This window comes from Ruegeria sp. K3, assembly GCF_056531845.1.
In genome coordinates this window covers 746191-758431 of the sequence record NZ_JBQFMM010000001.1, presented here as the reverse complement: position 1 = coordinate 758431, position 12241 = coordinate 746191, and the positions used below count along the sequence as shown (strand labels likewise).

Sequence of the window (12241 nt, the reverse complement as noted above, 5' to 3'; positions counted from 1 at the left end):
CTTGATCCTGCGGACCCGGACTATGATGACAAGCTGAGTGCGCTTGAGGATGAGCTGCGCGATGCTGAAACCTACGAGGAGGCGCGCGACGATCTGCGCGCTGATCTGAGGGATCTGAAATACGAAACCCGCGACGCGTTGCAAGATGCGGAGGCTGCCTTTTATGACGCTTCGAAAGGGCGTACATTGACCAAAGCGACGCTGGGCGAGTTCCACGGCAATCTCGATCTGCCACAGCCAAACCACCGGCACAAGGACTGGGCAACGATCCAGCCGGTGCCTTACGATCCTGACGGCTACCGCTATTCGGACGATAAGAAGATCTATGATGAAACCGACTATCGACTGCGCTACGAAAAGCCATATTCCAATCGCAAGAAGGACCGCTACCGCTATTACCGCGACCCGCTTGTTGCAGCGATCACCGATCCCTATGGCTCGGACAAGCTGCGTAACCTGAATGCGTCTAAGGCAGCGGCCCCGGCGTTCCGCAATGCTTCACCCAACAGCAATGTCGGCAAAATCGCGACCTACCAGGCGGCGGCGGAAACCTATTACGACTTACGCGGTGACCTCTATGAGGCGCGCCGTGAACTGCGTGATCTGAACGAAGACTACGATGGCCGCAGCAGCGAAGACATCGCCGATGATATCGCCGCACTTGATCCTGCGGACCCGGACTATGATGACAAGCTGAGTGCGCTTGAGGATGAGCTGCGCGATGCTGAAACCTACGAGGAGGCGCGCGACGCTCTGCGCGCGGATGTGAGGGACCTGAGAGTTGATGCTCTGGTCGCAGAAAAGGAAGCTGAACGCGCATTTTTTGAGGCTTCGAAGGGCGAGGTCTTGACCAAGCAGTCCCTTGCCGAGTTTCATTCGAACCTGCACCTGCCCTCGCCAGGCAGGTAAGGCTGGATTGAGCCGCATAACTGATCGGACGTGAAGGGCGAGTTACCGCTTGCCTCCTCGGGGTGGGTCGCCCATATCTAACTCATGCTTCGCTTAACACCCATCCTGCTGGCCATAGCCTATGCCGTTGTGATGTACCGGATATCCGTCTGGCGCACGCATCGTGAGTTGGATGCGAAGTCCACCGAACTGGCCGATCCTGCGCTAAAACGCATGACGGACCGGCTGGCTGCAGCCTTGGAAATTGATCGGGTCCCAGTCTACATCTACGAGATCGATCCGGTGAACGGGCTGGCCGCGCCGGATGGGCGTATTTTCATCACGCGCGGTTTTTATCGCAAATTTGGCAACGGCGAAGTATCAGCAGAAGAAATGGCAAGCGTAATCGCGCATGAATTGGGCCATGTCGCCCTTGGCCACGCCCGGCGGCGGATGATTGATTTCTCGGGTCAAAACGCCCTGCGTGCTGCGCTGATGATGCTATTGAACCGCTTCATCCCGTTCATTGGAGCCTGGATTGCAAATATGCTGACTCATTTGCTGGCCTCCCGCCTGTCGCGAAGTGATGAATATGAGGCGGATGAATATGCGGCCGCGCTTTTGACAAAAGCCGGGATCGGGATTGGTCCACAGAAGTCTTTGTTCCACAAGCTTGAGGATCTGACACAGCAGCGCGCGGGCGTTGTGCCCGCTTGGTTAATGAGTCATCCAAAGACGGATGAGCGGATCGCAGCTCTGGAAGTACTTGAACAAAAGTGGGGCGTGGGAGTTTAGGATAGGAGCGAGGGGCCAGCCCCTCGCGCTCCCCGAGATATTTTTGGCCAGATGAATGGGATCCCGAATTAAGTACTCAGGGCTTTGCCAAGGCGCGGCAGGCGGGCTTTTTTCATTAAGCTGCGCAAGGTCCATTGAGCACCGGATAGCCGGTTGGCTTCAGCAAGGACCGCTTTGGAAACCTGCGTCATGCCTTCGGGGTCGGACAGCCAGAGTTCATGCAGCAGCCCGTCCGGATCGCGCCGCTCAAGCCCTTCGTCGGCCAAAATATTCTTGGGAAAGTCCTTGGCATTGACGGTGACAATGACATCTGCCGAGCTTGTGACCGCCGTTGCGAGAACGTGGATGTCGGCGGCATCCGGCAACCATAGGCGCTGTTCAACACCGAGGTTGGCGGGTTGCTCGGCATTTGGCCAATGGGCCTGAACCAGCGCGATTTCGGCGCGCGCCTGCGCCTCTCCCTCGGGGCCGAGTTTGCGGGCGGCACGGGCCCATTCTTCGAGGATACGTGCAGACCAGACGGGCGTGAAATAACCAAGCCTCGCTGCGCCCAACAGCATCTCTCGCATCACCGTGGGATAGATGACGCAGGTATCAAGAACCGCCTTCACAGACGGTAAAACACGGCTTTGAGGTAGCCGCTTTCTGCCAGCTGCGGCAGTTGTGGATGGTCCGGCCCGGCAAAGCCAGTTCGGATCAGTTGGGTCTGTCGTCCTGCCCGTCCGATCCCACGGGATGAGGCATCGCGGAAACGGCCCAGATCAGCGGCATGAGAACAGGAGCAGAGGCCAAGATACCCGCCCGGTTTGACCAGCGGAGCCGCCAGACGTGCGGTACGCTCATAGGCGCGCAAACCTGCATCCAACGCCTGTTTCGAAGGTGCAAAAGCCGGGGGATCACAGATGACGACGTCGAACAACGCGTCCTCTTCGCCGAGTTTGGTCAGTATATCAAAGGCGTCGCCTTGTCGGGTCTGGAAACGGGCAGAAAATCCTGAGGCTTCAGCGCCCTTCGCCGCCAGTTCGAGCGCCGCTGCCGAGCCGTCAACGGACAATGCCTGTGCTGCTCCGCCCGCCAACATGGCCAGACCAAAGCCTCCGACGTGGCTGAATACATCCAGCACCTGCGCCTCGGGGTGAACCAACTTGGCGGCAAACGCGTGATTGGGGCGTTGGTCATAGAACAGGCCGGTTTTCTGCCCACCAGTCAGGTCAGCCATGTAGGTTGCGCCATTCATTGGCACTGGCAGAGGCTCATAAGGCACAGTTCCACGCAAGGTCAGATTGGTGTCGTCCAACCCCTCGAGCACACGCGTGCGCCCCGAGGCGTTCTTCAGCACTGTGTCGACCCCGGTCACCTTGACCAGCGCGTCGGTCAGTGATTCAAGATGTGCCTCAGCCCAGGCTGCGTTGGGTTGGATCACGCAGGCGTCGCCGAACCGGTCGATGATCACCCCGGGAAACCCATCCGCCTCGGCATGGATCAGGCGGTAGTACGGCGCATCGAACAGTCGCTCGCGCATCTCAAGCGCGCGGCGCAGACGGGTTTCAAACCAGTCCGCATCCAACTGCGCGCCGATATCGCGATCAAGTACCCGGCACATGATCTTCGAGACCGGATTCACCGCGACCAGAGCGATTGGCGCGCGCTTCTCGTCTTCCAGCACAGCCAAGGACCCCGGCCCGATTTTGCGGGTCCGGCGGTCGGTGACGATGTCATTGGCATAGACCCAGGGAAACCCGTGGCGCAGGCCACGCGCATTGGCCTTGGGTTTCAAACGGATACGGGGGCGATCAGCTGTGGTTGTCATGGCGCCCTCATAATCGTGAATGCGCGTGGGTGAAAGCCCCGTTAACGGTTGCGCTTGCGCCAGCCGCCACGACGCTTGGGGGCTTGGGCCGCCTGCAAACCCTCGGTCAGGACCTGCGTCATCGGATGATCAGCAGCCTGTTCCGAATAGACTGTGTGCAGGTTGGTCAGGGCCTGATTTTGGTCAAGCTCTCCGGGCAGGCTCAGCGCCCAATCCAGAAAGATGCTGCGACACTCGGGCAAGGTGATGCCTTCAATGCGATACGCCTCGCGGATCAGGCCTTTGTGGTCATTCGGATCATCACTGCGTGCCATCTTCAACCCCTCCGACAACTGCGCCAATCAACGAGGCCGCAGTGCTGTAATTGTCTTGCAACGCGGATTGCAGCTGTTCGACCTGATCGAACCCGGTCGCCCGACACAGAAAGGCCGTACCGCCTTCACCGATCTTGTCGGCCTCGATCACCTTTCCCGACAGCAGACGCGCCGCACATTGCACCGACCAGCATAAATCGTAACAACCCTTCAGGGTTTGCGCCTGCGCGACATCCAGCAGCCCGACAGCGACCGCCCCGTCCAGACCCCAGTGTACATCGCGCTGGGGCAATCCGGCCAGCAATGCGCCCGTCTCTGCCATCAGCTCGATATCCATCATGCGGCCCGGCCCATTCTTTGCGTCCCAAACGCCCGCTGGTGCTTTGGCTGCGGCCAGTCTTTCGCGCATCGCGGCCACTTCTTTCAGCACCTTCTGGTGGTCGCGCGTTTGCGACAGGAATTCAGCGCGGAAGTTTTCGATATCCTCGGCTAAACCGGCTTCACCTGCGACCACATGGGCGCGAGTCAAAGCAAGGTGTTCCCACACCCAGGCCTCATTCTGCTGATAGTTAGTGAAGCTGGCCCAGCTTGTAGCCACCGGCCCCTGATTGCCCGACGGGCGCAGACGCATGTCGACCTCATAAAGCCGTCCCTGCGACATTGGCGCGCTGAGCGCCGTGATCAGAGCCTGGGTGAAACGAGCGTAGTATGTCCGCGTTGCCAGCGGGCGAGGGCCATCGGACATGTCCTGATCCTGAGGATCGTAGATGACAATCATGTCCAGATCGGATTGCGAGTTGATGCGCCCTGCCCCAAGTGACCCCATGCCCAAAACCGCGGCGCCGCGCCCGGGCGCCGGTCCATGCTTTTTGGAGAACTGGTCGACAACGCAGGGCAGAACCGCCGCAATCACGGCCTGCGCCAGTTCGGCATATTGCTGCCCGGCCTGCGCCCCATCGATCAGTCCGCGCAGATGATGCACACCGATGCGAAAGTGCCACTCCTTGCACCAGCGACGAGCGAAATCGAGCTGTGTTTCATAGTCGCTTTCCTCTGCCAAGGCCTGCGTCAAGTCCGACTGCAAGGTCGCCTGCCCGGGCCAATCGCTGAAGAAACTGCCACCAATCACCGCATCAAAAACCGAGGCGTTGCGCGACAGATGGGTGGCGAGCGCATGTGACGTTCCAACGATATCGACCAGCAGATCGATCAGATGCGGGTTCGCCTCGAACAGGGAAAACAGCTGCACTCCGGCGGGTAATCCCGCCAGAAAACCATCCAGTGCCAATAGCGCTTCGTCGGGTTTCGCAGTTTTTGCCAATCGCGCCAGAAGTTCCGGCCTGAGCCGCTCGAATATCCGTGCACCACGCTGCGATCGAAGCGCCGGATAAGTCGGCCAGCGGGCCAGCACACCCTTGTCAAACTCAACCTCCTGAAGCGGCACGGGTGCCGCGCCTGGTCCAGGGGCGAAGAACCCTTCGGTCAGTTCGTGCACTTCGGTCAGGCGGCGGGTCAGTTCGGCGGTCAATTCGGCGCTGCTGATCCCCATCAGGCACGCGACCCGTTCGAAACCGTCCTCTGAATTTGGCACCTTATGGGTCTGTGCGTCGTGCACCATCTGGATGCGATGCTCGACCTCGCGGTGGGCGCGGTAGTGGTCAGTCAGTTTCTCTGCGACGTCTTCGGGCACCCAGCCCTTCGACGCCAACGCCGCCAGACCGGGAACGGTACCCCGGACGCGAAGGTCGGGATCACGTCCGCCCGCGATCAATTGACGGGTCTGAGTAAAAAACTCGATCTCTCGAATACCGCCCTGCCCCAACTTCATATCGTGACCGGGAATCGAGAGGCTCCCGCCAGTTCCCTTGTTCTCGCGAATGCGCAAGCGCATGTCATGGGCGTCTTGAATGGCGGCAAAATCCAGATGCCGCCGCCAGACGAACGGGCGCAATGCATCAAGGAATCTCTGACCTGCCGCGATGTCCCCGGCGCAGGGGCGTGCCTTGATATAGGCCGCGCGTTCCCACGTGCGCCCAAGGCTTTCATAGTAGCGCTCAGCCGCTTCCATCGCCAGACACACGGGTGTGACTGCCGGGTCCGGGCGCAGTCGCAGATCGGTGCGGAATACATACCCATCCGCCGTCTTTTCGCTGAGCGTGGCACAGAAATTCCGCGTGGCGCGCACCATTCCCTGACGGGCTTCATAGAAATCATCGGGATCGAAACGGGTTTCGTCGAACAGCACGATCAGATCGATATCCGAGCTATAATTCAGCTCATATGCGCCCATTTTGCCCATCGCCAGAATGACCATACCAGCTGCGGTTTCGACATCATTCTCGGTCATACCCGGCAGCTTGCCGCGCCGGATCAGCGCAGCAATTTCGGCCTTCGCTGCCACATCTACGGCCAAAGCGCCAAAGTCAGTCAGCGCAGCAGTTACCTTTTCCAACGGCCACGCACCCGCCAGATCGGCCAGCGCCGTCAGCAAGGCCATGCGCCTCTTCGCTTGCCGCAAACCGGGTTTCAACTGATCCGACGGCAGCGCGCGCGCCGCGTCCATCACTTCCGACAATGCCTGCTCCGGTTGCTGCAACGCGTGTGGCAACCAGTTCCTTTCTTGGTCAATCAACCCTTTCAGGTAGGGGCTAGAGCCCGCAGTTCCCGCGATCAACTCCCCCTGCTCGGCAGTCAAATCGGGCAGCGCCGCGCGTGTTTCGTCACCCAGATCGGTATGAAAAGCGCGCGGCAAGCGGTTGATAACAAGAGGCTGGCTCATGACCGTTCCAGTGGCGTGTCCTGGCTGAAACTGTTGATCCAGACATCGTGACGCCGCTCCCATAGGGATGAGATCAGCATCGCCTCCCATTCCTGTGCTTCGGGGCGTAGATAATCTGCCCTGTATGAGAGCAAAACCACATCCGCCGACAAGACGCGCAACCTGGTATCGCTGAGTTCATATTGCGCCATCGTAGGCGCATCGGCGAACTGGCCAACATGATCGTCGCGGTTGGCAAAACCCGTTGGATACACGCCCAGAAAATCGGGGCTCAGAAGTGCCCGGTCGGCCTGTGCATTGCCTTCAACCAGCGCAGTCCATACCTGTTTTTCCAGCGAGAGGATCTGATCGAGTGACGGTGGGCTGGTGTTTTCAATATCTTCCATTTGCCTATGACTTGTGACGGCCGAAAATCAGATGCGGCCAGCGCACATGATCGGACAGAGTTGGCTTAGCCCTGTCCGATTGAACAGCAGAAAGGGCCTAATGTCCAAATCGTTATAGCCACTGATCCACTGGCGGCAAATCGAAAGTGAACGGATTTTCAATCCCCTGCCCGGCCAAATCCCACTCGTCATAGTGCTCGTCTTCACGAAGCTGCAAAAACACCGCCTCAAGCTGATCGTTCAAACTCACCAACTCGTCCCAGGCGTCACCCATATGAGCCTGAAACATCGCCAGTTGTTGGAACAGGCCATCTGGCAGAGGGCCAAATTCCACACTCCCCAGATTGCGAGCTGGGAAATACATATCCTCTTCAAACTCAAAAAAGCGCGACATTCCGTGGTTAAAGTCAATTTGGCCATCGAACGAGACCGCAGCAAATACTTCATAAAGACCGGTCTCATTCATTTCGAGCTCGAACGACACCTCAAAACTCAGCGCAAAATCAGAAATACCGTTTTGATGAAGCTTGCCTGCGATCTCGACGACCTCGTAATAGCCGAATGACGCCAGAACCAGATCGCCATTTGCATCGACCCCATGCACATCGAACATCTCCCCCTGTTCGCTGGCTATAGACAGATGCTGAAACTGTGCTGCTTGACCAATGTGAACGCCCTCAAATCCAAAGGCGGACCGGGCCTCGTAAGAAACAGGTATGGCCGTTCCATGCATGCTCATGGTTTCAAGCGCGACTTGCTGTGTATGGTACAGCTCCGAAATGAGCGTGGCGCTTCCGCGTGTCGCGATCTCGTGGTTCACCATCAAAAGACTGAACTCAACCTCGTGAGACCCAGCGCCCTGATACGCGCTGACCGTGCTGTCGATCATCCCGTCCCAAAACCCGCGCGGTTCGAAATCCGGCAGATCTTCTTTCCCTTCGAGATCATGGGGATCGAGGTTCAAAAAAGGCAAATCGACTTGATCAATCGATCTAGATACGCCGCCTTGCGAAGCTAGGCCTGGTTCGGTCGACAAGATGAAACTCTCCTCTGGCCCGAACGGCCAATGAGTTGTGTTCACAACATTCATTTCCGCGACCTCCCTTGATTGCTCCTCGGAAAACTATGTATGCAGCCATTGCGCAAACCCTATGGAAGGGTTTGATTATTAAGCGTTCTTAATGAAACGTTTAACCGATGGGCTGCGTCGCTCGGCCTGAAATACTGAGACGCAAATCCGCCTTACCCCGCTGATTGATCCACCCGGTCAGACGCTGGATTCGGAAAAATGTAAATCTTTTTCACATACCCCCTTGCAACCACCTATCCCCCCTCCCATCTTGGTAATGTGAAAAGCATTTACATCCTAGCTGGAGAGAGCACATGACCGCATTGTCCGACCACGCCGTTCCCCAAAATCCGGGATGGCTGCACCGAAGCGAAGCCTGGCTTGATAGCAAGGGCAAAGGCGCCTGGATCGCCGCAATGGTCCTTGGCTTTATCTTCTTCTGGCCCATCGGCCTGGCCTTTCTTGCCTATATGATCTGGAGCAAACGCATGTTCAGCAAATCCTGCAGCCGCCGTTCGTCGTGGAACAGCCACATGAGCGCCATGAAACCTTCGGGCAACAGCGCGTTCGACGCCTACAAGGCCGACACTCTGGCCCGGTTAGAGCGCGAACAGAAAGACTTTGAGGCGTTCCTGCACCGCCTGCGTGAAGCCAAGGACAAGGCCGAGTTCGACGAGTTCATGGATGAACGCGCCCGCGATAATCGTGATGACGAAAACGGCGAACAACCTGCCTAATCGTGGCTTGCCCTGTCCCGCCCATCGGGACAGGGTGTTTCTGCACAATACCCGGATTACAATCTATGCCTCATCTGCCTGACCCTGACAGCCAACCCGAATTCTACCAATCCGTAGCGACCAAGCGCTTTTTTGCCTGGCTGTTCGACATCGCCTTTATCTCATTGCTCTGTACAGTTGCGATTCTGCTGACCTTTGGCATGGGCTTCTTCATATTGGCGCTGATCTACGCAGTCATCAGCTTTGTCTATCGCGTTGTTACCATCGCCAACGGCTCGGCCACACTGGGGATGCGCTTCATGGGGATAGAGTTGCGTGACGCCTTTGGCGCCCGAATGGATACGGGGAAAGCCATTGCACATACGGCAGGGTATTTCGTCAGCATGGCGATCCCGGTACTACAGATCATTTCGGTCATCATGATGATGACCAGCGCCCGCTGTCAGGGCCTGACCGATGCCTTCCTCGGCACCGTGATGATCAACCAGCGCGCCTAAAAACACCTGAGTGAAACACTTGGCTGCGCCAAAAACCGTTGCTATCATCGGTTCCGAGGAAATGCGGGACCTTCATGCGACACACGCTGCCAATTGCGCCACAATTCTATGTGACGGCACCCCAGCCCTGCCCTTACCTTGAGGGCAGGATGGAGCGCAAACTGTTCACCGCCCTACAGGGGGAAGGTGCGGATCAATTGAACAATTGCCTTTCACAACAAGGATTTCGCCGCTCGCAGAATGTTCTGTATCGCCCGTCCTGCACCGACTGCGCCGCCTGTCTGTCTGCCCGTATCGATGTGTCAGCCTTTCAGCCAAGCAAAAGCCAAAGACGGGCCCACAAGCGCAATTCCTACTTGATCCGACGTGCAACATCGCCCTGGGCAACGGATGAACAGTTCGACCTGTTCCGTCGGTATCTGGACGCGCGCCATGCGGATGGCGGCATGGCCGATATGGATGTCTTCGAATTCGCCGCGATGATCGAGGAAACCCCGATCCGCAGCCGAGTCGTAGAATATGCCGATCCCGAAACCGGCGAGCTGATCGCCGTCAGTTTGACCGATGTACTGGATGACGGGCTGAGCATGGTTTACTCGTTCTACGATCCAGAGTTCCAGCAAAGCTCGCTGGGCACTTACATGATTCTCGACCATATCGAGCTCGCGCGCGAGGCTGGGTTGCCTTATATTTATCTGGGCTATTGGGTGCCCGGCAGCCCCAAGATGGGGTACAAGGCCAAATTCGCGGGCTTGCAGGTCTATATGCAGGGTGAATGGCAGCGAATTAAAAATCCCGAGCAGTGTGACCATACGGCCCACCACCCCCTATCGTCGGCCCCGATTGCCGAGCAGGTGGCCAACATCCAACTGCCTGACCGCCACCCCACCAAAGGTTAATCTATCATGCGTCAGAGCCTTCATGCGGTGACGCTGGTCGTCCCGGATTATGACGCAGCGATCGCGTTCTACACCAAAGTGCTGTGCTTTACTCTGACGCAGGATATTGATCTGGGCGATGGTAAACGCTGGGTGCGGATCACGCCTCCGGGCTCGGATGGTGCTTCGTTGTTGCTGGCCCAGGCTGTGGGCGCGGAACAGTTCGCATCGGTCGGCAATCAAACCGGTGGGCGCGTTGGCTTTTTCCTCGAAACAGATGATTTCTACCGCGATCACGCGGCGATGCTGGAAGCAGGCGTAGGATTTGAAGAGCGCCCGCGCCATGAACCCTATGGAATTGTCGCCGTCTGGCGGGATCCTTTCGGAAATCGTTGGGATTTGATCGAGTTTTCAGCACCTGCATCGACAAAATAAATACATTTTTTTCATCACGTTAAACTACCTTCCGCCATGCTGCGCCCAATTGTTAAGCAATCTTAATCGACCTTCCCCAGCCCGTGCGATTGAAAGTTGACGCAAGGTCACCAAATTAGCCGCACTTCTAAACGTCCAGCCCAAACCTGAAACCCGCAGCTCAATCAGACGCTGACCGGGCTGGATTTATTGTCGCTACGGCAGGCCTCCCACCCTGTCGCAGAGGTTCTGAAGGAGGGGGAAAATGACATATGCCGCACGCCGACTGGTTTCGGCCACGCTGACAACCCAGATCCTGGCCGCGCTCGCCTTGGGCTCGATCTTTGGTTTGGTCTTGAACTATCTCGATGTCGCTGCGCTCAACGCAACACTTGTGCAGGGTGTGCTGTCCATGTTTGGGCAAATGTTCCTTAATGCACTTCAGATGCTTGTTGTGCCGCTGGTTGCATTCTCACTGCTGTGCGGCGTTGTCGGCATTGGCGATGTCAAATTGCTGGGCCGTGTCGGAGGGCTGACCTTCGTCACCTATCTGGCCACCACGGCCTTGGCCGTGACAACTGCCTTGATCTTTGCGGGCCTCATTGGGCCGGGCACCGGATTCACGAGCCTGTATCTGGCCGGTGATAGCGTAAGCGTCGCCAACCCGCAGACCACTTGGGAAATACTGGCGAACATCATCCCAAAGAACCCGATCAACGCTCTGGCCAATGGTGAGATGCTGCAGATCATCTTCTACGTGATGGTCGTTGGTATTGCAGTGCTAATGATGGGCAGCCGCGCCAAGGCCTTTGTGGAAGGCTGCGAGTTCATGAATGAACTGGCGATGAAGATCGTCAATATCGTCATGGCCTTCGCCCCCATCGGCGTCTTCAGCCTGATTGCCAAAACCTTTGCGATGGAGGGCTTTGGCCTATTCGGACCGGTGATCGGCTATCTGACCACGATCAGCCTGACGCTGGTATTCCATCTGTGTGTCACGTTGATGGCGCTGCTGTATTTTACGACCGGGCTGAGCCCTCGGGCATTCCTGCGCAAGATGCGCTCGGCGCAGGTGTTTGCGTTCTCGACCTCAAGCTCGAACGCGACAATTCCGGCCAGCTTACAATGCGTGACTCAGAGAGTCGGCGTTGACCGTTCCGTGGCGTCGTTCGGTATTCCCCTAGGGGCGACGATCAACATGGATGGCACCGCAATCATGCATGGAGTGGCGACCGTTTTTCTGGCTAATGCCTATGGCATTGATCTGGGGCTAAGCGGTTATCTGACCGTGATTTCAATCTCGGTTCTGGCCTCAATCGGCACGGCAGGTGTGCCCGGTGTGGGGATAGTGATGCTGGCGATGGTTCTGAACCAGTTGGGTATGCCGCTGGAAGGCATCGGCATCATTCTGGCCGTCGACCGGATCCTCGATATGATGCGGACGGTTGTGAATGTCACTGGCGATGCGGTGGTGACCACCATTGTCGGGCAAAAGGTCGGCAAGCTGGACAAGGCCACGTTCGACAATCCCAATGCCGGACTTGTCGAGACCACAGACCTTGCAATCGATCATGCCACTGAAGCGGAGTTCGAAAGGCTGACACACCCACAGCCGAATTCCTGAAAAACAAACGGAGGCCCTAATGGGCCTCCGTATTCGTCAGTCTAAGCGAC

General features: G+C 57.5%; 13 protein-coding genes. 7 read left to right on the top strand and 6 right to left on the bottom strand.

Features of this window, described 5'->3' with window-relative positions:
- Both ACR0MP_RS03735 and ACR0MP_RS03730 read left to right on the top strand, forming a co-directional pair.
- On the top strand, positions 1–909 hold a 909-nt coding region (locus ACR0MP_RS03735; RefSeq protein WP_480893681.1), incomplete at its 5' end, for a hypothetical protein.
- An 84-nt stretch (positions 910–993) separates the two neighbouring features.
- Positions 994–1683, top strand: a complete 690-nt coding sequence (locus tag ACR0MP_RS03730; RefSeq protein ID WP_170396642.1) for a M48 family metallopeptidase — start codon at positions 994–996, stop codon at positions 1681–1683.
- 68 nt (positions 1684–1751) lie between these two features.
- On the opposite strand, the gene ACR0MP_RS03725 is transcribed toward ACR0MP_RS03730, so the two are convergent.
- The 6 genes from ACR0MP_RS03725 to ACR0MP_RS03700 all read right to left on the bottom strand — a co-directional run bounded on the left by ACR0MP_RS03725 (position 1752) and on the right by ACR0MP_RS03700 (position 8008).
- Positions 1752–2294, bottom strand: a complete 543-nt coding sequence (locus ACR0MP_RS03725; protein ID WP_480885872.1) for an RSP_2648 family PIN domain-containing protein — start codon at positions 2292–2294, stop codon at positions 1752–1754.
- The gene (locus tag ACR0MP_RS03720; RefSeq protein ID WP_480885870.1) at positions 2291–3493 is read right to left on the bottom strand and encodes an RSP_2647 family RNA methyltransferase; all 1203 of its coding nucleotides are present in this window, start codon (positions 3491–3493) and stop codon (positions 2291–2293) included. The genes ACR0MP_RS03725 and ACR0MP_RS03720 overlap by 4 nt, the downstream gene beginning before the upstream one ends.
- Positions 3494–3534: 41 nt before the next feature.
- Positions 3535–3807, bottom strand: a complete 273-nt coding sequence (locus ACR0MP_RS03715) for a hypothetical protein (RefSeq protein WP_480885868.1) — start codon at positions 3805–3807, stop codon at positions 3535–3537.
- Positions 3794–6586, bottom strand: a complete 2793-nt coding sequence (locus ACR0MP_RS03710) for a [protein-PII] uridylyltransferase family protein (RefSeq protein ID WP_480885866.1) — start codon at positions 6584–6586, stop codon at positions 3794–3796. Before ACR0MP_RS03710 ends, ACR0MP_RS03715 begins: the two co-directional genes overlap by 14 nt.
- Positions 6583–6972: a nuclear transport factor 2 family protein gene (locus ACR0MP_RS03705; RefSeq protein WP_170396632.1), complete on the bottom strand. Its 390-nt coding sequence runs from the start codon at positions 6970–6972 to the stop codon at positions 6583–6585. The genes ACR0MP_RS03710 and ACR0MP_RS03705 overlap by 4 nt, the downstream gene beginning before the upstream one ends.
- A 112-nt stretch (positions 6973–7084) precedes the next feature.
- Positions 7085–8008: a hypothetical protein gene (locus tag ACR0MP_RS03700; protein WP_170402983.1), complete on the bottom strand. Its 924-nt coding sequence runs from the start codon at positions 8006–8008 to the stop codon at positions 7085–7087.
- 347 nt (positions 8009–8355) lie between these two features.
- Between ACR0MP_RS03700 and ACR0MP_RS03695 the strand changes: the two genes are divergently transcribed.
- The 5 genes from ACR0MP_RS03695 to ACR0MP_RS03675 all read left to right on the top strand — a co-directional run bounded on the left by ACR0MP_RS03695 (position 8356) and on the right by ACR0MP_RS03675 (position 12191).
- Complete coding sequence (locus ACR0MP_RS03695) at positions 8356–8778, top strand: DUF2852 domain-containing protein (protein WP_170396606.1); 423 nt, start codon at positions 8356–8358, stop codon at positions 8776–8778.
- Positions 8779–8843: 65 nt separating this feature from the next.
- Positions 8844–9275 (top strand): RDD family protein, encoded by a 432-nt coding sequence (locus ACR0MP_RS03690; RefSeq protein WP_170402989.1) that lies wholly within the window; start codon positions 8844–8846, stop codon positions 9273–9275.
- Positions 9276–9349: 74 nt separating this feature from the next.
- A complete protein-coding gene (locus ACR0MP_RS03685) occupies positions 9350–10174 on the top strand; it encodes an arginyltransferase (protein WP_170635198.1) in 825 nt (274 codons plus the stop codon).
- A gap of 6 nt (positions 10175–10180) precedes the next feature.
- Complete coding sequence (locus ACR0MP_RS03680) at positions 10181–10588, top strand: VOC family protein (protein WP_170635199.1); 408 nt, start codon at positions 10181–10183, stop codon at positions 10586–10588.
- Between the two features lie 244 nt (positions 10589–10832).
- Positions 10833–12191, top strand: a complete 1359-nt coding sequence (locus ACR0MP_RS03675) for a dicarboxylate/amino acid:cation symporter (RefSeq protein ID WP_480885863.1) — start codon at positions 10833–10835, stop codon at positions 12189–12191.
- Positions 12192–12241: the final 50 nt, after the last annotated feature.